The organism is Streptomyces sp. NPDC042336 (assembly GCF_055581985.1).
In genome coordinates, this window is the sequence record NZ_JBVJEA010000003.1 from 258,512 (window position 1) to 279,611 (window position 21,100).

The window sequence follows — 21,100 nt, forward strand, 5'->3', positions numbered from 1 at the left end:
GAGCGATATTCAGTGGCGTCCGGGACGCGGGTGCTCCTAGGATGTGGCCACAGCCGAGCGGAGAGCAGGAGGTGTGACTGATGACTGTCATTGCGACGGGTGCTGCCCGTATCCGGAAGTTCGTCAAGTCCACCTCCGTGGCCTCCGGCTGACACCTCATTCTTCCCGCGTACGACACGCGGACGCCGGGGCCGCCCTGTGAAGGGTCCCCCTTGAATCTCGCTTCCTCCTCCTTCTCCTCTTCTTCTTCCTCCTCCTCGCACCCGCTCGCCCCGTACGGCTGGGACGCGCAGTGGGAGGAGGAGTTCGCTCCGTACGCCGAGCAGGGCTGTGTGCCCGGCCGGGTCGTCCGGGTCGACCGCGGGCAGTGCGACGTCGTCACCGCGGACGGCGTCCTGCGTGCCGACACCGCGTTCGTCACGCCGCACGACCCCCTGCGCGTCGTCTGCACCGGCGACTGGGTCGCCGTCGAACCGGACGGCAACCCGCGCTACGTACGCACGTATCTGCCCCGCCGTACGGCCTTCGTGCGCTCCACCTCCTCCAAGCGGTCCGAGGGGCAGATCCTCGCCGCCAACGTCGACCACGCGATCGTCGCCGTGTCGCTCGCGGTCGAGCTGGACCTCGCCCGGATCGAACGGTTCCTCGCCCTCGCCTGGGAATCGGGGGCCCAGCCCCTGGTCGTCCTCACCAAGGCCGACCTCGTGCCCGACCCGGTGACCCTGGCCCACCTCGTCCGGGACGTCGAGACCGCCGCGCCCGGCGTGCCGGTGCTGCCCGTCAGCGCCGAGCGGGGCGAAGGGCTCGACGTGCTCGCCGCCGTCGTCTCCGACGGCACCGCCGTGCTGCTCGGACAGTCCGGCGCCGGCAAGTCCACCCTCGCCAACGCACTGCTCGGCGAGGACGCCATGGACGTGCAGGCCACCCGGGACGTCGACGGCAAGGGCCGGCACACCACCACCACCCGCAACCTCCTCGCCGTGCCCGGCGGGGGCGTCCTGATCGACACCCCGGGGCTGCGGGGCGTCGGGCTCTGGGACGCGGGCAGCGGGGTGGACCAGGTGTTCGCCGAGATCGCGGAGCTGGCCGAGGAGTGCCGGTTCCACGACTGCGCCCACGAGAGCGAGCCGGGCTGTGCCGTCCTCGCCGCCATCGACAGCGGTGAACTGCCCGAGCGGCGGCTGGAGAGCTACCGCAAGCTGATGCGGGAGAACCAGCGCATCGTCGCCAAGACCGACGCCCGGGTGCGGGCCGAGATCCGCAAGGAGTACAAGCGCCGGGGCGCCATCGGCAAGGCGGCGATGGAGGCCAAGAGGGGCGGCCTGCGCTAGGGCCGGTCGTTCCGACGCGATGTCCGATTTCCGCCAGCCCGGTCCGCCGGGCTGGCGGAGACTGGACAGCGTGACACCACAGACAGCGCGGACCGCGGAACACGCGAACCCGCACGAGGACGTCAGGTACGAGGCCGTGCGCAGCCGGGACGCCCGGTTCGACGGCGCGTTCTTCTTCGCCGTCGAGACGACCGGCATCTACTGCCGGCCCAGCTGCCCCGCGGTCACACCGAAGCGGCGCAACGTGCGGTTCTTCCCGACGGCCGCCGCCGCGCAGGGCTCGGGCTTCCGGGCCTGCCGGCGGTGCCGTCCCGACGCCGTGCCGGGCTCCGCGGACTGGAACGTGCGCGCCGACGTCGTCGGCCGGGCCATGCGGCTGATCGGCGACGGCGTCGTCGACCGCGAGGGCGTCGCCGGGCTCGCCGACCGGCTCGGCTACAGCGCCCGCCAGGTGCAGCGCCAGCTCACCGCGGAAGTGGGCGCCGGACCCGTGGCCCTCGCCCGCGCCCAGCGGGCGCACACCGCCCGGGTCCTGCTGCAGACCACCGGCCTGCCGGTCACCGAGATCGCCTTCGCGTCCGGGTTCGCCAGCGTGCGGCAGTTCAACGACACCATCCGGGCCGTGTACGCGGCCACCCCCAGCGAACTGCGCGCCGCCGCCCCGGCCCGGGACCGGGCCGCCCGGCGCGCGGCCACCCCCTCCGCCGGTGTCCCGCTGCGCCTCGCCCACCGCGGCCCCTACCAGCCCGGCCCCGTCTTCGACCTGCTCCAGCGGGAGGCCGTCGCCGGTATCGAGGAGGTGGGCGGCGAGCCGGGCCGCCGCGTCTACCGGCGCACCCTGCGCCTGCCGTACGGCACCGGGATCGTCGCCGTCCAGGAACGGCCGGGCTCGCCGGACACCGGCAGCGGCGGCTGGCTTGAGGCCCGCCTGCACCTCACCGACCTGCGCGACCTGACCACCTCCGTGCAGCGGCTGCGGCGGCTGTTCGACCTCGACGCCGATCCGTACGCCGTCGACGAGCGGCTCGGCGCCGATTCCCGGCTCGCTCCGCTGGTCGCCGCCCGCCCCGGGCTGCGCTCACCGGGCACCGCCGATCCGGAGGAGTTCGCGGTGCGGGCGCTGGTGGGACGCGCCAAGGCCGAGCGGCTCGTCCAGCGGTACGGCAAGGCGCTCGACGCGCCCTGCGGCACCCTCACCCACCTCTTCCCCGAACCGGCCGTCCTCGCCGAGGCCGCCCCGGACGGCACCCCGGGCGGGCTCGCCGTCGCCCTGGCCGACGGCGCCGTACGCCTGGACCCGGGCGCCGACCGGGACGACGCCGAGCGTGCCCTGCTCGCCGTGCCCGGCGTGGACGCCCGTACCGCCGCCGTCGTGCGCACCCGCGCCCTCGGCGACCCGGACGTCGCCCCGCCCGGCGCCGCCGTCCCCGACACCTGGCGCCCCTGGCGCTCGTACGCACTGAACCACCTGCGCGCAGCAGGAGAGTGGGAGAACGACCGATGACGACCATGACGTACTGGTACGAGGTGGACAGCTCCGTCGGGCGGCTGCTCCTCACCGCCGCCCCCGACGGCGCGCTCACCTCCCTCTCCGTGCCCGGGCAGAAGGGCGGCCGGAGCGTCCAGGACGGCTGGCGGCACGACGCCGGGCCCTTCCGGACGGCCGAGGAACAGCTCGGCGCCTACTTCGCCGGGGAACTGACCAGGTTCCGGCTGCCGCTGCGCGCCGAGGGCACCCCCTTCCGGGAGCGGGTGTGGGCCGCACTGGACGAGGTGCCCTACGGGGTGACGACGACGTACGGCGAGATCGCCGCGCGCATCGGGGCCTCGCGACCGGCGGTGCGCGCGGTCGGCGGCGCGATCGGCGCCAACCCGCTGCTGATCCTGCGGCCCTGCCACCGGGTGATCGGTGCCGACGGCTCCCTGACCGGGTACGCGGGCGGGCTGGAACGCAAGACGCGGCTGCTGTCGCTGGAGGGCGCCCCACTCAGCCGGCCAGCACCGCTCCCAGCCATGCCCCGGTGATCAGCAGGCAGGCGAACAGCTCGGTCAGCAGGTCGGCGCCGCCGTGCCGCATCGCCGTCCGCAGGGACGCCATCGCCTCGCCGTGCCGCCCGAGCCGCAGCCGCTCGGCGAGGTAGATGCCGCCCATGAACCCAGGGATCGCGCCGAGCACGGGGACCAGGACGAAGCCGAGGACGGCGCCCGCGCCCGCGTAGGCCGTCAGCCGGCGCATGGCCTGGTCCCGGCGTCTCCTGCGGGTCGGCAGCGCCCAGCGCACCGCCCGGGACAGCAGCAGCGTGACCGAGGCGCCGACCAGGACCGCCCACGCGAGCGGCTGCGGGTCCTTCAGCGCCCACCACAGGACCCCGGCCCACACCAGCCACGACCCGGGCACGCCGGGCAGCAGGACGCCGCACAGCCCGAGCACGATGACCAGGCCGGCCAGCAGGAGGTCTCCCGCTCCCATCTGTCCAGGGTGCAGGAGTCCGGCCCACTCCGCAGAAGTCCGGCCCGGAGGCGGCCCGGGACGGCCCCCGCAGCGGGGCTTCTCAGGGCTTTCTGGCCACCCAGTCCCTTTCGTAGGCGTGCCAGCCCAGTTGGAGCCGGGTGGTGACCCCGGTCAGCTCCATCAGACGCTTCACCCGCCGCTGCACGGTCCGCAGGCCCAGGTCGAGCTGCTTGGCCACGCTCGCGTCGGTCAGTCCGGCCAGCAGCAGGGAGAGGATCTCCAGGTCGGTGCCGTCGGGGGCGTCCGGGCCGTGCTCGGTCACTCCGGAACCGCCCAGCCGCAGCGGGAGGGCGTCCCGCCACACGGCCTCGAACAGTCCCGACAGCAGCTCCAGCAGGCCGCTGGCGTGCACGACCAGCGCCGCGGGCTCGGAGGAGTGCGCGGTGAGCGGCACCAGGGCCAGGGAGCGGTCGGCGACGATCAGCTTGGTCGGCACCCGGTCCACGACCCTCACCTGCTCGTCGCGGCCGAGCGCGGCGGTCAGCTCGGTGATGCCGGTCGGCAGGTCGAGGACCGGCCGCTCGACCACCACCCGGTAGCGGACACCTCGCCCGGTGGCCTGCTCCTCCGCGTCGTTCTCCATGCCGGTCACGGCCACCGGCTTGTCGGTGACCAGCGCGCACACCTCCTCGCTCGCGCCGAGCTGGAGCTGGAGGAAGCGCTGGGCGACGGCCGCGGCGCCGGTCACCACCTCCACCAGGTCGTGCACCGCCGGCTCGGCCGCCGCCGCCCGGTACTCCTCCGCGAGGAGCGCCGCCGCCAGCTCCGCCCGCTCCAGCTCGTGCCGCTGCTGGGTGAGCAGGGCGCCCAGCGCCACGCCCGGCGGGGCCGCGACCCAGCGTCCCGGGCGGGCCGAGGACTGAGCGGCGAGCCCGTTCTGCTCCAGGTGGCGCAGCGCGCGCTCGGTGTCCGGCTCGCCGAGCGCCAGCCGCCGCGCCAGGTCGGGTACGTCGGCCGCGCCGACCGACACCAGCGCCCGGTACGCCGCCTCGTGCGTGTCCTCCAGCCCCAGCACTCCCAGCATCAGGCGTCGCCCCTCCCCGAGAACCATGATCATCTCCAGTCACGGGGACGTCCATGGCGGAAAACGGCCACGGCGTAAACCCGCCTCCGGACATCATCGCCGTACCGGCGGTCACTCTGCCAAGGTGGCGTCGCCGAGCGGTCCTCCCGTGGGGGGTGGGGCCGCTCGGCCACCCACCTCGGAGGACTGTTCGACGCGTCCCCCGACACGCCGCCCGGCGCACGCGGGTCCGCCCGAATTTCCCGATGCCCCGTTTTCATCCGGCCCCCTCGGTGGACAATCAGGAGCATGAGTCAGCAGGGGGGAAGGCCCACCGGTCCCACTGATCCTGAGGACGACTGGTGGGGGCAGCTGTACGACGACTCCACCGACGACACCGGCCCCACGGCCGCACCCGATTCCCTGGACGACCGCTTCGCCTCGGCGTCCGGCACGGTGGCCCGCGGACCGGCCCCCGGGACCGGCGACGCGACGGCCCCGCCCCACCCGGACCCCGCCCGGCCCGCACCCGGGCAGCCCTGGTGGTCCCGGACGGAACCGCCCGCCTTCCCCGGCCCCCGCACCGCTGGAACCGACGACGACGCCCCGCGCGCCGGCGCCCCGGCGAGGCCCGAGCGCTTGCCGGAGGCTGAGGACCACGGCCCGCCCGGTGGCGACGGGTCGCGTCCCGCGCGCCCGTCACGTGCCGAGGATGCCCCGCCCGGCAACGTCACTCCGGGTCCCGCGGTCGTCCCGCCGCCCGCCGAGGACGACATCCCGAGGGCTGGCACCCCGTCCCGGCCCGGGCCCCCCTGGGAGCCGCCGACCGCGGGGCCGACCGGGCCGGTGAGCTTTCCGCCGGGGCGGTCCGGCGCCGCGTCGCCCGGGGGCGAACGGCCCGGTGCCGGGGCGGCCGGGCGGACCTCCGGTGCGGAGGGGCTCGCGTCGCCCCCGCGCTCCGGGGGACGTCGGGACGACGCCCCGCGCGGCGACGGCCCCTCGCGTCCCGCGGGGCCGCCCCCGCCCAGGGCACCCTGGCAGCCGCCACCCGCGACACCGACGGGGCCGGTGAGCTTTCCGCCGGGGCGGCCGGGGCGGCCCGGCGCCGCCTCGTCGCAGGACGGGAAGGACGGGACCGCCGGCCCGTCGCCGGACGGCGAGCGGCCCGGTGTCGTCCCGCCCGCGTCGGCTCCGTGGTCCGGTGGCCGGCGCAAGGGCGGTGGCCCGCGCGGGCTGACCACCTCGGGGATCGGGCCCGCCGACCTCAGCGAGCCGCCCGAGGCGGGACCGCCGCCCCGGACCGTGGCCGACCTGCCCCCGCTGCCGCCGCCGTTCCTGCCCTCGTCGGGCGCGCCGGACGGCGACGACCGCGACTACGTCGGCAGCGGGCCGCCCACCTACGACGCCGAGCCCACCGCGCTGCCGCCCGCCGATCCCGACGGGCTGGACGGGCTGGTCCCGGACACCGTGCTGGAGGGCGCCCGCTACGGGACCTGCACGCTGCGGGCCGTCTCCGTGCGCGGGGACTCCGCACGTTACCGGGGCGAGCCACGGCGCGACGCGCTGCTCGTCGCCCGGTTCGGCGCCGGTGAGCAGGCGCTGGTCCTGGTGGCCATGGCGACCGGCGCCCGCGCCACCGCCGGGGCGCACCGGGCGGCGGCCGAGGTGTGCCGGTGGATCGGACGTGCCGTGGGCCGCAGCCACGCCCGGCTCGCCGAGGACCTGCGGGCTGCCCGGCGCGGCGATCTGAAGTCCGGCCTGCACCGCCTCACCGACCGCAGCCTCGGCCGGCTCCGGGCGGGCGCCGCCGAACAGGGCCTCGCCCCGGACGAGTACGCGGCCACCCTGCGCTGTCTGCTGCTGCCCGCCGACCCCGAGTGCCGCACGCGCGTGTTCTTCGGCGTCGGCGCGGGCGGACTGCTCCGGCTGCGCGACGGTGCCTGGCAGGACATGGAGCCGGACGCCGGTGAGGTCTCCGGTGCGCCCGTCCTCGGCTTCGGCTCCGCGCCCGCGGACACGCCGAGCGAGACGCCCGAGGGCGACCGGCTCACCATGGACCTCGGCATCACCACGCCACCGGGCCCGTACGACGGCCCGCCCGCCGAGCCGCCCCGCGAACCCTTCCGCTTCCGGGCCTCCGTAGCCCGCCCGGGTGATGTGCTCCTGATGTGCACCGCGGGCCTCGCCGAGCCACTGCTGAACGAGCCCGAGCTGGGCGAACTCCTCGCGCGGCGATGGGCGGACCGCCCGGCGCCCGGGCCGGGGGAGTTCCTCGCCGACAGCGGCGTCCGGGTCAAGGGATACGCGGACGACCGTACGGCCGCCGCCGTTTGGGAGGCGTGAGACCGCTCGCTGTGGCATAGCTGGAGCCATGGCCAAACAGAACGTCGCGGAACAGTTCGTCGACATCCTCACCCGTGCCGGGGTCGAGCGCCTCTACGGAGTCGTCGGGGACAGCCTCAACCCGGTCGTGGACGCCGTGCGCCGCCACTCCGGCATCGAATGGGTGCACGTGCGGCACGAGGAGACCGCCGCCTTCGCCGCCGGGGCGGAGGCGCAGATCACCGGGAAGCTGACGGCGTGCGCAGGCTCCTGCGGCCCCGGCAACCTCCACCTCATCAACGGGCTCTACGACGCCCACCGCTCCATGGCCCCCGTCCTCGCCCTCGCCTCCCAGATCCCGTCCAGCGAGATCGGCCTCGGCTTCTTCCAGGAGACCCACCCCGACCAGCTGTTCCGCGAGTGCAGCCACTACAGCGAGCTGATCTCCAGCCCGAAGCAGATGCCCCGGCTGCTCCAGACCGCCATCCAGCACGCCATCGGCCAGGGCGGTGTCAGCGTCGTCTCGCTGCCCGGCGACATCGCCGACGAGCCCGCCCCGGACAAGGCCGCCCAGACCGCACTCGTCACCTCCCGGCCGACCGTCCGGCCCGGCGACGAGGAGATCGACCGGCTGGTGCGGATGATCGACGACGCCGACAAGGTCACCCTGTTCTGCGGCAGCGGCACCGCGGGCGCGCACGCCGAGGTCATGGAGTTCGCAGGCAAGCTCAAGGCACCGGTCGGGCACGCCCTGCGGGGCAAGGAGTTCATCCAGTACGACAACCCGTACGACGTCGGCATGAGCGGACTCCTCGGCTACGGCGCCGCCTACGAGGCCACTCACGAGTGCGACCTGCTGCTCCTGATCGGCACCGACTTCCCGTACAACGCCTTCCTGCCGGACGACGTGAAGATCGCCCAGATCGACGTCCGGCCCGAGCACCTGGGGCGGCGCTCCAAGCTGGACCTCGCGGTGTGGGGCGACGCGCGGGAGACACTGCGCTGCCTGATCCCGCGCGTGCGGGAGAAGAAGAGCCGCCGATTCCTCGACCGGATGCTGAAGAAGCACGCGGACGCCCTGGAGGGCGTCGTCAAGGCGTACACCCGCAAGGTCGACAAGCACGTCCCGATCCATCCCGAGTACGTGGCCGCCCTGCTGGACGAAATGGCCGACGACGACGCGGTGTTCACCGTCGACACCGGAATGTGCAACGTCTGGGCCGCCCGCTACATCTCGCCCAACGGCCGCCGCCGCATCATCGGCTCCTTCTCGCACGGATCGATGGCGAACGCCCTGCCGATGGCGATCGGCGCCCAGTTCACCGACCGGCGCCGGCAGGTCGTGTCGATGTCCGGCGACGGCGGGTTCACGATGCTGATGGGCGACTTCCTCACCCTCGTCCAGCACGACCTGCCGGTGAAGGTGGTGCTCTTCAACAACTCCTCGCTCGGCATGGTGGAGTTGGAGATGCTGGTCGCGGGCCTGCCCTCGCACGGGGTGGCCAACAAGAACCCCGACTTCGCCGCCGTCGCCGAGGCCTGCGGCGCCTTCGGCGTGCGGGTGGAGAAGCCCAAGGACCTCGCGGGGGCGCTGAAGGCGGCGTTCAAGCACAAGGGACCCGCCCTCGTCGACGTCGTCACCGACCCCAACGCCCTGTCCATCCCGCCGAAGATCAGCGCCGACATGGTCACCGGCTTCGCCCTTTCCGCCTCGAAGATCGTCCTGGACGGCGGCGTCGGACGCATGGTCCAGATGGCCCGTTCGAACCTGCGCAACGTCCCCCGGCCGTGACCGTACGGGCAGCCGGTCCGAAACCGGATGACTGCCGAGGGTCCGAACGGGCAAGGCTCTCCCCGTGAAGATGTTCGACCGTAGCGGGACAGACAGGGGGAGACGACATCAGCGCGCCGACGGGGGACATGAAGGAGCAGACGGTGCCACAGCTCAGGCGACGGCTCGGCCGGGCGGACCTGCGGGCGGTGCCCGAGGCCCGGCGGGCGCTGCGTGAACTGCTGCGGCACTGGGGCGGGCCCGGCCGGTCGGAGGTCGCGGAGCTGCTCACCAGTGAGCTGGTCACCAACGCGCTCGTGCACACCGAGGAGGGCGCCGTCCTGACCGCGACGGTCGGACCGCGCGCCCTGCGGGTCGAGGTACGGGACTTCGCGGGCCACGGGCGGCAGCCCCGGCCGCGCCCACCCCAGGGCGAGGAGAGCACCAACGGCAGGGGACTGGTCCTGGTCGAGTCACTCGCCGACGACTGGGGGGTGCGGCCCTGCGAGGCGGGCAAGTCGGTCTGGTTCGAACTGGGCGCGGAAGCGGCCTGAGGCGCCGGGGAGCCCGGCGCCTCAGATCATCAGTCGGTCGCGTGCACCGTGGTCGGCCTAGCCGAACTGCTGCTCCAGGTCCTTGAGCTTGCGCTCCAGGGAGTCCAGGCGGGGGAGGGCCTGGGTGTCGTCCTCCGCCGTGAGGTCGACGGTCTCTACCGACATCTGGTCAGACCCGCTGCGCACGGGCTGCAGGGAGGGCCGCCGGCTCGCCGCGGGCAGTTGCTCCGGGGCCGATATGGCAGGCTCCGCGGTGGCGTGTTCCGAGCCGCGCTCGACCTGCTGCACCTCGACCTCGACCTGACGGCCGCCGCGCCCGGGGAAGCCGCGGGGGCCGTGGCCTCGGCTGATCGCCTTGAGCTGCGCCCGCTCCAGCCGCTCCTGCTCGCGCCGCCGCAGCTTCTTCTCCTCCTTCTGGCGCCGGTCGTCGCGCACCTCCTCGACCGCCTCGTCCAGGCTGCGCACGCCCTCCAGGAGCATCAGCGACCAGGCGCGGTACGTCTCCCGGGGCGCGCGCAGCCAGCGGACCATGCGGATCTGCGGCAGCGGACGCGGCACCAGACCCTGCTCGCGCAGCGCGGCCCGGCGGGTCTGCTTCAGCGCCCGGTCGAACAGCACCGCCGCCGACAGGGACATGCCCGCGAAGAAGTGCGGGGCACCCGCGTGTCCCAGGCCGCGGGGCGCGTGCACCCAGTTGAACCAAGCGGCGGCGAAGGCGAAGGCCCACACCAGTATCCGCGAGCCGAGCGCCGCGTCACCGTGGCTGGCCTCGCGCACCGCGAGGACGGAGCAGAACATCGCCGCGCCGTCGAGCCCGAACGGGACCAGGTACTGCCAGCCGCCGCTCAGGCCGAGGTTCTGCTCGCCGAAGCCGACCAGACCGTGGAAGGAGAGCGCCGCGGCGACCGCCGCACAGCAGAAGAGCAGGACGTAGGAGAAGGTGCCGTAGAGGGCCTCCTTGCGCCGGCGGCGCTCCTCCATGCGCTCCCACGAGTCGTCCGCGCCCGCGTCCTTCCCCGGGGAACGCTTGCCGCGCGCGAGCACCGCCACCGCCGCCAGCATGCCCAGGAGCAGCACGGCGCCCGGAAGCAGCCAGTTCAGCGATATGTCGGTCAATCTCATCAGGGGTCCCTTGCAGTGGGATAGGGCGTAACGCCCGCCATGGTGGCCCAAACCCAGCGGCCCTCAGGGGGTTTCGGGGCAAGAGGCCGCCAAGGGAGTGCAGAGGGGGTGCCCAGGCGGCGTTCTGCTCGAACTGCCGCATGAGGGGCGGGAGTTGAGTTCGAATAAGACTACCCGTACGAGTGGTTCCACGGAAAGTTCCCGCGACGGGTGGGGAAGTTGTGAAACGCCGCCGACGATCCTAGTCGACGATCTTGGCCCGGCTGACCACCCGTCAGCACCCGGCCGGCCGCACGCCGGCGGCCGGGGAGGCTCAGCCCGCCGTGGCGAGCAGCTTGCCGACGCGGTCCGCGTCGCAGGTCCGCGGGCAGGTGGCGCAGGTGTCCTCGGGGCGCAGGGTGTAGAACATGCAGCAGCTCGCCCGGTCCCGGGTGTGCAGCGGTTCGCCGTCCGGTCCCTTCAGCTCGCGGAACGCCGCGTCCCCGACGTACGGCTTGGTCGCGCCCGGCAGCAGCAGCTCCAGCTCGTGCCGTGCCCGCTCCTGCTCGTCGAGCAGATGGGCGACGTACCACAGGCCCTCGACGACCTCGTCGGTCGCCATGCCCCACAGGGCGCGCCCGCGCCGCCGCATCCGGGGGCCGAATCCGGCCAGGACCGGCTCCAGGTGCTCGGCGACCGAGGCCCGCACCTCGGCGCGCAGCGCCTCCTCGTCGGCGACCACCCGGGCACCGGGCAGACCGGCGGCGGGGTCGCCGGGGAGGCAGGCGAAGGAGGTGGCGCGTACGGCCATCCGGCCGAGGGGGAGCCCGGCGGCCGTGCGGTCGTAGGCCACGTGGGCCGCGGGGTGGCGGGGCACCCGGCGGTGCAGGAACCACGGCACGGTGATCAGCAGACAGGCCGGCCACGCGTACCGGTGCAGGCCGAAGCTCGCGATCACGTCGGGCCGGGCCCGCTGTCCGTAGTCCCGCAGCACCTGGGCCTCGTCCCAGGCGAGGAACGACGCCAGCTCGTCGCCGCCGTCGGCGAGCGAGGCGGCCGTGACCCAGCCGCCGCCGCTCGGCACCTCGTCGGCCGGGGACAGTTCAGTGACGCCCAGCCCGGGGAGGACCTCGGTCAGGCGCGTGTAGGCGTCCGTGAAGGCCGTACGGGCGACAGGCATGCGGGACCACCGATCCACGTCGGGACAACGGGCTGCTTAAAGGTAAGCCTTACCTTACCCATGCTGTCGGGGATTTGAACTGGCGGCCCCTGCGCTTATGGTGCTTGACGGACAGGTGACAACCCGTCGTAATGACCCCAAGTACCGACACGTCCCGCAGGAGGACCCGTGAAGCACCGCGCGCAGGGCGCCGCAGGAACGGGGACGGTCACGGCCGCGGCGGCCGAGTCGGTGCGGATCCCGGTGCAGCCCCGAGCGGCGGACATCGCCCGGGGCCGGGCGCGCGGTGCCGGGGAGCCGGACGGCGGGGCACGCGGCGAGCACACCCACGGCGAACCGCCCGCGCCGGGTCCCTCCGTACCCGGCCCCGCCGTACCCGACCCCTCCGTATCCCGCCCGCGGACCCCGGTCCAGCGTTCCTCGGTGCGCGGGCAGATCCTCGACGCCCTGCGCTCCGCGCTGGTCACCGGTGAGTTGCGGCCCGGCGAGGTGTACTCGGCGCCGGTGCTCGGCGAGCGGTTCGGCGTCTCGGCCACTCCGGTGCGGGAGGCCATGCAGCAGCTCGCCCTGGAGGGCGCCGTCGAGGTCGTCCCCAACCGCGGCTTCCGCGTCGTCGAGCGCGGCGACCGCGAGCTGGCCGAGCTGGCCGAGGTCCGGGCCCTGATCGAGGCCCCGGTGTGGCTCCGGCTGGGCCGTACGGTGCCCGCCGGGCGCTGGGCCGAGCTGCGCCCCCTCGCCGAGGCCACCGTCCGGGCCGCGTCGTCCGGCTGTCCGGCCACCTACGCCGAGGCCGACCGCGCCTTCCACCGCGCGGTGCTCGCGCTGGCCGGCAACGAACAGCTCATTCGGATCGCCGGTGACGTGCACCGCCGCGCCCAGTGGCCGCCGGCCGGCTCGCCCCCCGTGCGCGGCCGGGCCGACCTGGTCGCCGACGCCCACCAGCACACGGCCCTTCTGGACGCGCTGATCGCCGGCGACCCGGACGTGGTGCGGACCCTGGTGGGGGAACACTTCACGGTCACCCTCTGACCGAGGGCGTTCCCCTGCGCGAGGGCGCCTGGCGGGTCCGCCTCGCGGGCCGGCCGCGGGCTGGGGCCGTTCGCCGCCACCTCCTCCTGTCCCGGCGGGACGCACCTGCCGATGCGGGGTTGCCTGCCGCGCGGAGCCGCCGTTGCCGCGGGCTGCCCGTCCGGCGGGGCTGCTCGCGGTCGCGGGGCCGTGCCCGGTGGGATCACCCGCCGTCACCGGTCCGCCCGCCCGGCGGGGTGCCCGCCGACGCCGGGCCGACGCCGTGCGGACCTTCCCCCGCTAACGGGACCTTCCTCCGCTACGGGGCTTTCTCCGTCACGGGACCTCCTGTCGTTCCGTGCGGCTCGCGGGCGACTGCTTTCCGGGGGGCCCGGTCTTCCCCGTGCCCTGGCCCTTGGCGCCCGCGCGACGCCCGGGGCGGGACCCGGTGCCGCGGTTGTGCAACTCGATGGCCAGAGGGGAGGCGGTGAAGACCGAGGAGTACGTGCCGACCGCCACGCCGATCAGCAGCGCGAGTGCGAAGTCGGTGAGCGAGTCGTCGGCCAGGACCGCCAGCGAGGCGAGGATGAGCACCGCGCCCATGCCCGTGTTGACCGTGCGCGGCAGGGTCTGAAGGATCGCGTCGTTGGTGAGCCGGTCGAACGGCGTCTTCCGCTCCTTGCCCAGCAGTTCCCGGACCCGGTCGAAGAGGACCACCGAGTCGTTGACCGAGTAGCCGATCACGGTGAGCAGCGCGGCCAGGAACACCCCGTCGATCGGCTTCCCCAGCCAGGCGAACACGCCCACCAGGATGACCACGTCGTGGGCGAGCGCGCCGACCGCGGCGGTGCCGAACAGCAGGCGGAACCGGGCCGCCAGGTACGCCAGCTGGGCGGCCAGCGCCAGGCCGAGGGCGATCAGGGCGTCCCGGCGCAGCTCCTCGCCGAGGCTCGGGCCGATCAGCTCGTCGCGGACCTTCTCCGTCTCGCCGCCCAGCCCGGCGACGGCCTTCGTGACGGTCGCCGCCTCGGCGTCGGACAGCTCCTCCGTGCGCACCGTGAGGTCGCCGTCGCCGGAGGACTGGACGACGGCGCGCGGGAAGCCCGCGTCGGCGAGCGCGTCCCGGGCCCGCTCGGGATCGACCTGCGTGGCGGTCGAGTACTCGATGAGCCGGCCGCCGGTGAACTCGATGCCGAAGTTCAGGCCGCGCACCAGGATCCCGGAGCCCGCCACCACGAGGACGGCCAGCGAGGCCGCCAGCCAGCGGCGCGGCCGGCGCATCAGGAACGGATCGCGGCGCAGCAGCGCGTCCCGGACCGGGCCGGTGGACGAGATGCCGGTGATGCGGGGGCGGCGGAAGACCGCCGGGCGGCTCGCGGCGAACTCGGCGAGCACCCGTGTGATCACCAGGGCGCTGACCATCGACGCCAGCACACCGATGCCGAGGGTGACGCCGAAGCCCTTCACCGGTCCTGAGGCCAGGAAGAAGAGCAGGGCGGCCGCGATCAGCGTGGTGATGTTGGAGTCGGCGATCGCGCTGAACGCGCTGCGGAAACCGGCGGTCAGCGCCGACCGCGTGCTCGGACGGGTGCGGGCCGCCTGTTCCTCGCGGGCCCGCTCGAAGACGAGGACGTTGGCGTCCACCGCCATGCCGATCGCCAGCACGAAGCCCGCGAGGCCCGGCAGGGTCAGCGTCGCGCCGACCGCGGCCAGGGCGGCGTAGGAGATCAGGCCGTAGCAGAGCAGGGCCACGGTCGCCAGGGCGCCCATCAGCCGGTAGACGACGATGATGAACAGCGCGGTCAGCGCGGTGCCGATGACGGCGGCCCAGGCCCCGGCCGAGATGGCCTCGTCGCCCAGGGTGGCGCCGATGGTGCGCTGCTCGATCGTCTCGACCGGCACGGGCAGGGCGCCGCCCTTGACGAGCAGGGCCAGTTCGCGGGCCTCGGCGTCGTCGAAGGAGCCGGTGATCTGCGTGGAGCCGCCGGTGATGCCCGCCCCGCAGGACACGGAGGGGTCGACCTGCGGCGAGGAGATGATCTTGTCGTCGAGCACGATGGCGACCCGGCGCTGGGGATCGCCGGCCGGGTGGCAGGCCGCCTCGCCGGTCACCCGGGCCCAGCGGTCGCTGCCGGCGTCCTCGAAGTCGACGGTGACGTGCCAGCCCGCGCCGCCCTGCTGGTCGAAGCGGGCGTCGGCGCCCTTGACGTCCTGCCCGGTCAGCGTGGCCGCCTTCAGCCGCAGCGACTGCCCGGACTCGTCGGGCAGCACCCGCTCGCCGTCCGCGCCGGACGCCTGCCGGTCCTCGCCCCCGGCCCCGTCACCGGCGTTCTCCGCCGGGCCGAGCACCGAGTGGACGGTGAGCTGCGCGGTGCGCCCCAGCACGGCGGCGGCCTTCTCCGGGTCCTGTACGCCCGGCAGCTCGACGACGACGCGGTTCTCGCCGGAGCGGACGATGGTCGGCTCGGCGACACCGAGGGCGTCGATGCGGCCGCGCAGCACCTCCACGGTGCGGTCGGTGGCCTCCCGGTCGGCCTCGGTGGTCTCGGTGGACTTGGTCTCCAGCACGATCTGGGTACCGCCGCGCAGGTCGAGCCCGAGGCGGACCGGCATGGTCAGGGCTATGGCCACGGACGCGGCCAGCACCGCGAGTGCGACGAGCGCACGGACGGGCAGAGCACGGGAGCGGGACCGCGAACGGTTGCGGGACGGGGGACGGTTGCGGGAAGGGGGACGGGTGCGGGAAGGGGGACGGGTGCGTTTCAACACGGGCCTCCGGCGGGCACGCCGCGGCGGCGGCCGAGCGCGGCCGCGGCGGAAGAAGATGACAGGGGTCGGGGTGTGCGTCTCAGCTGCCGGAGGAGACGGGCGGCGCCCGGCCGCTGTCGTGGCTCGCGCGGCCGGGGGAGACCGGCACCGGACCGGGCGCGGCCGAGGTCCGTGCGCGGGCACCGGGGACGGTACCCGCGTGGCGCGCCGCGGTGGCCGCGTGCTGGTCGGGGGCCGCCGGGCGCTCGCCCACCTGGTCGTGGCGGGCCCGGAGCTGGGCGGCGCACACCGGCGTACAGCCGTCGTCCGCGTGGAGGTCGAGGGCCGGATGGGGAACGGCCGTGGCGGCGGCCGCCGCGAGGGGGCCGCCGGGGCCCACCTGGACGCCGGCCGCGGGCCAGGCCGGGACCAGGGGCAGCAGAACGGCCAGCAGCACCGTGAGCACCGTCGCCAGGCGGTGGCGCATGCACCGTTCCCTTCCGAGGTGGGTGAGCGGGCCGAGAGGAGAGCCCGGGGCTCCGGCCGGGGAGTGGGCGGCCGAAGCCACGGGCGGTTGGTGGGGACCGTCAGGGCTCGATGAGCCCGGCGCGGATGGCGTACCGGGTCAGCTCCAGGCGGTCGCGCAGGCCGAGCTTCTGCAGCAGGTTCGCCCGGTGCCGCTGGACGGTCTTGATGCTGATGAAGAGGATCTCGGCAATCTCCTTCGAGGAGTGGCCCTCGGCGACGAGCTTGAGGACCTCCTCCTCGCGCGGGGTGAGGATGTGGTCGGAGGTCTCCTCGCCGTGCCGTACCCGGTCGAGGTAGTTGCGGATGAGCGCCGTCACCGCACCCGGGTACAGGAAGGGCTCGTCGCGCATCGCGGCCCGGCAGGCGGCGACGAGGTCCCGGTCGGCGACCGACTTGAGCACGTATCCGCAGGCACCCGACTTCAGCGCCTGGAACAGGTACTGCTCGTTGTCGTGCATCGTCAGCATCAGGATGCGCAACCCCGGTTTCAGCGCGGCCAGTTCACGGGCCGCCTGGAGACCGGTGAGGCGGGGCATCGCGATGTCCAGGACCGCGAGGTCGGCCTCGTGGGCCCGTGCCATGTCGATGGCCTCCGCGCCGTCCCCGGCCTCGGCCACCACCTCCAGGTCAGGTTCCCGGTCGAGGATGAGGCGCACACCGCGGCGCACCAGCGCGTGGTCGTCGGCGAGCAGGATGCGGATCTTCGCCGGGGCGGACGCCGGGGACGGGCCGGAGGCGGGCAGCGCGGACCGGCCGTACGCCGGAGGTCCGGCCGGTGCGGACGGCTGGGACGGCTCGGACAGGGACGGGTCGGACATGGTCGGGGCTACTTCCTGGGAAGGGGTGCGGTGAGCCGGATGCGGGTGCCGGCGCCGGGTGCCGAGCTGATGTCGAGGGCGGCCCCGATGAGCAGGGCCCGCTCCCGCATGCCGCGGATGCCGGCGCCCTCGTGCGCCGCCTCGATGCCGCGGCCGTCGTCGGCGATGGTGAGCGTCACCGCGTCGTCGGCGCGGGCCAGACCCACCTCGAGGCGTTCGGCGTCCGCGTGGCGGGCGGCGTTGGTCAGGCTCTCCTGCGCCACCCGGTAGAGGACCAGTTCGGTCTCGTGGTCCAGGGCCGGCAGGTCGGCGTCGAAGCGGCGCACCACCCGCAGACCGGTGTGGGTGGCGAAGTCGTGCGTGGGCGAGGACAGCGCGCTGATCAGACCGAGGTCGTCCAGGACGCCGGGCCGCAGCCGGCGCACCAGGCGGCGGACCTCGTCCAGGCTCTCCCGGGTGATCTCCTGCGCCTGGTGCAGCTCCTCGCGCAGCGGCTCGTGGGCGTCGTCCGCCGCCCGTCCCAGGACCAGCAGGATCGCGGTCATGCTCTGCCCGACCTCGTCGTGCAGCTCCTGCGCGATACGGCGCCGCTCCGCCTCCTGGGCGAGCAGGACGCGGGCACTGCTCGTGGCCCGCTCGTTCTCCAGGCGGTCCAGCATCGCGTTGAACGTGCGGATCAGCTCCGGGACCTCGCCGCCCCCGGACACCGGCAGCCGCTGGCCGGGGCGCAGCAGGTCGACGGTGGTCATCAGCCGGGTGAGCCGCTCCAGCGGTGCCAGCCCCCAGCGCAGCAGGGCGCCGTTGGCCACCAGCATGACGCCCATGCCGACCACGAGGACGACCGCCTCGGTCAGCAGGATCGGCACGGAGACGGTCACCGGAGCCCACAGCAGCAGCGCCGTGGCGAAGCCCAGCACCACCGCGTTGAGCCCGAAGATCCGCCAGAACAGGGACACCGGGGGTACGCCTCCTTCGGCGACGTGTCGACTTGGTACGCCTCTACTGTCGGTCATCGCGCACCCTCGGTGGGAGCTGCGGCCCAGGTAGCGACCGAGCAAGCGACCAGCGTGCCCCTCCCGGACCCGTCCGGTCGATGGGGCCCGACCCCCATTTCCGGCTCGCGGCGCACCCATACGGCCGCCCCGGCACACCCCCGAGTGGATCCCGCGCCCCCGGGCAAATGGGTCCTGAGCCCGATGGGTTTCCCCGGGCGGCCCGGCCAGGGTTGAGGACGACCGGGCCCGATCGGCCCGGCGCTCGGCATACCCGCAGCACCTTCCGAGAAAAGGACCAGTCACCGTGTCGCTCGACGCCTCCCGCATCGAACCCCGCCCCGAGCGGCTGACCGCTCACGAGGCGCGCCAGCGCCTCGAACACGCCCGCAACACCCGCATCACCCAGCTGCAGGCCCTCGACGAGAGCGGCCAGGCGGACGACCAGCTGATGTCCGCGCAGAAGGCAGCGATCGAACGGGTGCTCAAGGAGATCGACGAGGCCTTCGCCCGGGTCGAGGCCGGCACCTACGGCGCCTGCCTGGGCTGCGGCAAGCCCGTCCCGGGGGAGCGCCTGGAAATCCTCCCCTACACGCGGTACTGCGTCGCCTGCCAGCGCCGCGCCGCCGCCTGACCGCGCGCCTTCAAGTCCCGTAACTCGTCCCTCCCGCCCTGACCAAGGGGTGAAGTGGTGAACAACCAGACCATCGGCGACCGCGACACGCGTCCGGCGCCCCTGTCGCCCGAGGACCTCGCCGCGCTCCGGGAGGACCTCCGGGAGCAGCGGCTGTTCCGCGAGGACCAGCTGCGGCAGATCGCCGCGGCCCCGGCCCGCACCGACGAGCCGGTCCAGCGGCGGTCCGCCGCGCAGACCGAGGTCAGGGTCAAGCTGGCAGCCTCCGCGCGCATGGTCCTCGCCGACGTGGAAGCGGCACTCGACCGCATCGCCGAGGGCCGCTACGGCCGTTGCCAGCTGTGCCGGCGCGCCATCGACCGCGACCGGCTGATGATCGTGCCGCAGGCCCGCTACTGCGCCCGCTGCCAGCAGATGCGGGAGGCCGGACGATGACCCTGCTCCGGCGGCCCCGTGCCGCCCTGTCCCGGCACCGGCCCTGGCCGCTGTGCCGGCAGTGCAGCGGCGTCGCCCTCGACATGGGCAGCGCCCGCACCCGCGCCTGGGTCGCCGGGCGGGGGATGATCCTCGACGTGCCGACGGTGACCTTCCCCGGCGCGGGCGCGGTGTACCCGATCCAGCGCGGTTCCATCGTCGACACCCAGGGCACGGCCCGGATGCTGGAGCGGCTGCTGGGGCACCGGCTGCCCCGCTTCGCCCGGCCCGTGGTCGTGGTGACCGCGCCGGTGCTGGACGGGCTGGCCTACCGGACCGAAGCCCGTACGGCCGTTCAGGTGCTGCGCCCGCGCAGTGTGCTGACCGTTCCCAGCGCGCGGGCGGTGGCCCTGGCGGCGGGCGCCGACCTGTCCCGGCCGCTGCTCGTGATGGACATCGGCGCCCATCTCACGGAGGTGGTGCTGCTGGTGGACGGCGCGGTCTTCGACGCCCGCCGCACCGCGCTGGGCACCGGGGACATCGACGACACGACCCCGCCCGCGCGGATCGGTGAGGCGCTGGCCGAGATGACGACCTCGATGCTGCGGCAGGACGGCACGTCCCTCACGGTCGACGCGCTCGCCCGGGGGCCGCTGCTGGCGGGCGGCGGCGCGCTGCGCCCCGAGATCACCTGCCACCTCGCCGACCGCCTGCACGTGCCGCTGCGCGCGGTGCCGGCACCGCACACGGCGGCCGTACGCGGCGCAGCCAAGCTCCTGGAGGCCGCGCACACCCACCCGTCGACCACGGGCACGGACCCCCCGTCCGGCCACCCGCACTGACCCGGTGCCGGGCCGCCGGCGGAACCCCGGGCCCGGCAGCATCCCCCGACGGGCCGGACGGACACCGCTCGTCCCGACGGCCACGATGCCGGTCCCCGGCACGGGCATGCCCGCGCCCGCTGTTCGGGCTGTTCGGCGCGGCGGGACTCGGGTGCCCGGCGCCGGCCTCCACCCGGGCGGACGGGCACCACGCGTCCCGACCGCCGCTTCGGGTCTCCGGGGCCGGCACGGGTGCGGGGTGCGGTCGTGCCGTTCGGTCCGGTAGTGGGCGGGCCGGGTGTTCCGGTGCCGTTCCTCGCCGGGGCGGATGGGTACCGCTCGTCCGGACGGCTGCTCGGGATGTCCGGTCGGCCGGGTGCGGTCGTGCTGTTCGGTGCGGTGGTGGTCGGGCCGGGTGTTCCGGGACGGTCCCTCGCCGGGGCGGACGGGCCCGTCCCGGCCGCCGTACGGTGCCGGGCCCGGGGTCTGTCGGGCCGGGCACCGGCGCGGGATGCCGGCCGGGCGGGCGCGGCGCCGTCACTCCGGTGTCCGGCGGCCCGGCGTCGCCCGCCCCAGCCCCGCACCGGCCCCCGGCCCCGCTCGTACGGCCGGTGCCCGCCCGCCCCGTCGGCCGGCGCCCGCCCCGGTGCCGGCCGTACCCCCGCGCCCCCTACCCACCCCCGTCCCCACCCGATCCGCCGAAAGGAGGCCCCCCGTGGCCGGAGAGGTTCCCCGGGCCCAGCCGCCACCCGCCGTTCCCGATCCCGAGCCCGTGCGGCACCCGTATCTCCTGCTGTGGCGGTGGCGGCGCAACCCCTTGCGGCGGCCGAGCGACCGGCTGGGGGCGTGGCTCTCGCTCGGGATCGTGCTGGCCGTGCTGGTGGCGGCGCCGGCGGCGATGTTCGGGGTCGGCGACAGCGCCTACCGGCACTACCGGAACACCGCCGAGCACGAGGCGCGGAGCCGGGACCAGCGTCCCGCGGTGCTGACCCACGACGCCCCGCGCCACCCCGAGCCGGGGTCGGACGAGGCGAGGAAGGCCCGCTATCCCGCCCCGGTCCGCTACACCGGCCCCGACGGGGTGAGCAGAACCGTGACGACCGAGGTCGCACCGGGGCTGCCGGCCGACAGCACCGTCCTGGTCTGGGTCGACGCGCAGGGCCGGATCACCGGGCCGCCGCTGACCACCGAGCAGATCCGCAGCCGCACCATGGGCTGGGCGATCCTCGCCTTCCTGGGCGTCGTCCTCACCGGCCTCGCGGCCCACGCCGCCACCGGCCTCGTGCTGCACCGTCGCAACCTCGCCCAGTGGGACGCGGCCTGGGCCAACACGGCCCCGCGCTGGAGCAGATTCCCGTGACGC

The 21,100-nt window shown here is 74.8% G+C and carries 18 protein-coding genes and 1 pseudogene; 11 read left to right on the plus strand and 8 right to left on the minus strand.

Annotated elements, in window-relative coordinates:
- Positions 1–212: 212 nt before the first annotated feature.
- The 3 genes from rsgA to ACZ6IM_RS09845 are packed head-to-tail and all read left to right on the plus strand — an operon-like array spanning position 213 to position 3,356.
- Complete coding sequence (rsgA, locus tag ACZ6IM_RS09835) at positions 213–1,331, plus strand: ribosome small subunit-dependent GTPase A (protein ID WP_469555627.1); 1,119 nt, start codon at positions 213–215, stop codon at positions 1,329–1,331.
- 19 nt (positions 1,332–1,350) lie between these two features.
- Positions 1,351–2,835, plus strand: a complete 1,485-nt coding sequence (locus tag ACZ6IM_RS09840) for a DNA-3-methyladenine glycosylase 2 family protein (protein ID WP_469555630.1) — start codon at positions 1,351–1,353, stop codon at positions 2,833–2,835.
- Positions 2,832–3,356 (plus strand): methylated-DNA--[protein]-cysteine S-methyltransferase, encoded by a 525-nt coding sequence (locus tag ACZ6IM_RS09845; RefSeq protein ID WP_052837498.1) that lies wholly within the window; start codon positions 2,832–2,834, stop codon positions 3,354–3,356. Before ACZ6IM_RS09840 ends, ACZ6IM_RS09845 begins: the two co-directional genes overlap by 4 nt.
- On the opposite strand, the gene ACZ6IM_RS09850 is transcribed toward ACZ6IM_RS09845, so the two are convergent.
- Both ACZ6IM_RS09850 and ACZ6IM_RS09855 read right to left on the minus strand, forming a co-directional pair.
- Complete coding sequence (locus tag ACZ6IM_RS09850; protein ID WP_052837499.1) at positions 3,319–3,801, minus strand: DUF456 domain-containing protein; 483 nt, start codon at positions 3,799–3,801, stop codon at positions 3,319–3,321. The two genes, ACZ6IM_RS09845 and ACZ6IM_RS09850, sit on opposite strands and share 38 nt — an antisense overlap.
- 82 nt (positions 3,802–3,883) lie before the next feature.
- The gene (locus ACZ6IM_RS09855) at positions 3,884–4,867 is read right to left on the minus strand and encodes a helix-turn-helix transcriptional regulator (protein ID WP_052837694.1); all 984 of its coding nucleotides are present in this window, start codon (positions 4,865–4,867) and stop codon (positions 3,884–3,886) included.
- A gap of 288 nt (positions 4,868–5,155) precedes the next feature.
- Between ACZ6IM_RS09855 and ACZ6IM_RS09860 the strand changes: the two are divergent.
- The 3 genes and pseudogenes from ACZ6IM_RS09860 to ACZ6IM_RS09870 all read left to right on the plus strand — a co-directional run.
- Positions 5,156–7,075: pseudogene (locus ACZ6IM_RS09860) on the plus strand (protein phosphatase 2C domain-containing protein); the annotation flags it as partial.
- A gap of 142 nt (positions 7,076–7,217) precedes the next feature.
- Entirely contained in the window at positions 7,218–8,960 is a 1,743-nt protein-coding gene (locus ACZ6IM_RS09865; RefSeq protein ID WP_469555633.1) for a pyruvate dehydrogenase, read from the plus strand.
- Between the two features lie 128 nt (positions 8,961–9,088).
- Positions 9,089–9,493, plus strand: coding sequence for an ATP-binding protein (locus ACZ6IM_RS09870; protein ID WP_052837502.1), 405 nt, complete (start codon positions 9,089–9,091; stop codon positions 9,491–9,493).
- A 57-nt stretch (positions 9,494–9,550) separates the two neighbouring features.
- On the opposite strand, the gene ACZ6IM_RS09875 is transcribed toward ACZ6IM_RS09870, so the two are convergent.
- Both ACZ6IM_RS09875 and ACZ6IM_RS09880 read right to left on the minus strand, forming a co-directional pair.
- On the minus strand, positions 9,551–10,615 hold the full coding sequence (locus ACZ6IM_RS09875; protein ID WP_469555636.1) for a DUF2637 domain-containing protein: 1,065 nt from the start codon (positions 10,613–10,615) through the stop codon (positions 9,551–9,553).
- A gap of 313 nt (positions 10,616–10,928) precedes the next feature.
- Positions 10,929–11,774 carry a (2Fe-2S)-binding protein gene (locus ACZ6IM_RS09880; protein WP_052837506.1) on the minus strand — a complete coding sequence of 282 codons (846 nt, stop codon included), beginning with the start codon at positions 11,772–11,774 and terminating at the stop codon, positions 10,929–10,931.
- 168 nt (positions 11,775–11,942) lie between these two features.
- On the opposite strand from ACZ6IM_RS09880, the gene ACZ6IM_RS09885 reads away from it, so the two are divergent.
- A complete protein-coding gene (locus ACZ6IM_RS09885; RefSeq protein ID WP_052837507.1) occupies positions 11,943–12,803 on the plus strand; it encodes a GntR family transcriptional regulator in 861 nt (286 codons plus the stop codon).
- Positions 12,804–13,118: 315 nt separating this feature from the next.
- Here ACZ6IM_RS09885 and secD read toward each other — a convergent pair whose 3' ends face one another.
- From secD to ACZ6IM_RS09905, 4 genes are all read right to left on the minus strand, one after another.
- A complete protein-coding gene (secD, locus tag ACZ6IM_RS09890; protein WP_469555917.1) occupies positions 13,119–15,458 on the minus strand; it encodes a protein translocase subunit SecD in 2,340 nt (779 codons plus the stop codon).
- Positions 15,459–15,630: 172 nt separating this feature from the next.
- Positions 15,631–16,017 carry a hypothetical protein gene (locus ACZ6IM_RS09895; RefSeq protein ID WP_469555640.1) on the minus strand — a complete coding sequence of 129 codons (387 nt, stop codon included), beginning with the start codon at positions 16,015–16,017 and terminating at the stop codon, positions 15,631–15,633.
- A gap of 100 nt (positions 16,018–16,117) precedes the next feature.
- Positions 16,118–16,876, minus strand: a complete 759-nt coding sequence (locus ACZ6IM_RS09900; protein ID WP_469555641.1) for a response regulator — start codon at positions 16,874–16,876, stop codon at positions 16,118–16,120.
- Between the two features lie 8 nt (positions 16,877–16,884).
- Positions 16,885–17,832, minus strand: a complete 948-nt coding sequence (locus ACZ6IM_RS09905; protein WP_469555644.1) for a HAMP domain-containing sensor histidine kinase — start codon at positions 17,830–17,832, stop codon at positions 16,885–16,887.
- Between the two features lie 343 nt (positions 17,833–18,175).
- On the opposite strand from ACZ6IM_RS09905, the gene ACZ6IM_RS09910 reads away from it, so the two are divergent.
- From ACZ6IM_RS09910 to ACZ6IM_RS09925, 4 genes are all read left to right on the plus strand, one after another.
- On the plus strand, positions 18,176–18,502 hold the full coding sequence (locus ACZ6IM_RS09910; RefSeq protein ID WP_052837514.1) for a TraR/DksA C4-type zinc finger protein: 327 nt from the start codon (positions 18,176–18,178) through the stop codon (positions 18,500–18,502).
- A 54-nt stretch (positions 18,503–18,556) separates the two neighbouring features.
- A complete protein-coding gene (locus tag ACZ6IM_RS09915; RefSeq protein WP_469555648.1) occupies positions 18,557–18,937 on the plus strand; it encodes a TraR/DksA family transcriptional regulator in 381 nt (126 codons plus the stop codon).
- Complete coding sequence (locus tag ACZ6IM_RS09920) at positions 18,934–19,758, plus strand: rod shape-determining protein (RefSeq protein WP_469555651.1); 825 nt, start codon at positions 18,934–18,936, stop codon at positions 19,756–19,758. Before ACZ6IM_RS09915 ends, ACZ6IM_RS09920 begins: the two co-directional genes overlap by 4 nt.
- Before the next feature lie 694 nt (positions 19,759–20,452).
- Positions 20,453–21,097, plus strand: a complete 645-nt coding sequence (locus ACZ6IM_RS09925; RefSeq protein ID WP_469555652.1) for an Rv1733c family protein — start codon at positions 20,453–20,455, stop codon at positions 21,095–21,097.
- Positions 21,098–21,100: the final 3 nt, after the last annotated feature.

Coding starts and splice junctions, on each gene's coding strand:
- ACZ6IM_RS09840 (WP_469555630.1), top strand. CDS start 1,351: ATGTCCGATTTCCGCCAGCCCGGTCCGCCGGGCTGGCGGAGACTGGAC.
- ACZ6IM_RS09845 (WP_052837498.1), top strand. CDS start 2,832: ATGACGACCATGACGTACTGGTACGAGGTGGACAGCTCCGTCGGGCGG.
- ACZ6IM_RS09850 (WP_052837499.1), bottom strand. CDS start 3,801: ATGGGAGCGGGAGACCTCCTGCTGGCCGGCCTGGTCATCGTGCTCGGG.
- ACZ6IM_RS09855 (WP_052837694.1), bottom strand. CDS start 4,867: ATGCTGGGAGTGCTGGGGCTGGAGGACACGCACGAGGCGGCGTACCGG.
- ACZ6IM_RS09865 (WP_469555633.1), top strand. CDS start 7,218: ATGGCCAAACAGAACGTCGCGGAACAGTTCGTCGACATCCTCACCCGT.
- ACZ6IM_RS09870 (WP_052837502.1), top strand. CDS start 9,089: ATGAAGGAGCAGACGGTGCCACAGCTCAGGCGACGGCTCGGCCGGGCG.
- ACZ6IM_RS09875 (WP_469555636.1), bottom strand. CDS start 10,615: ATGAGATTGACCGACATATCGCTGAACTGGCTGCTTCCGGGCGCCGTG.
- ACZ6IM_RS09880 (WP_052837506.1), bottom strand. CDS start 11,774: ATGCCTGTCGCCCGTACGGCCTTCACGGACGCCTACACGCGCCTGACC.
- ACZ6IM_RS09895 (WP_469555640.1), bottom strand. CDS start 16,017: ATGCGCCACCGCCTGGCGACGGTGCTCACGGTGCTGCTGGCCGTTCTG.
- ACZ6IM_RS09900 (WP_469555641.1), bottom strand. CDS start 16,876: ATGTCCGACCCGTCCCTGTCCGAGCCGTCCCAGCCGTCCGCACCGGCC.
- ACZ6IM_RS09920 (WP_469555651.1), top strand. CDS start 18,934: ATGACCCTGCTCCGGCGGCCCCGTGCCGCCCTGTCCCGGCACCGGCCC.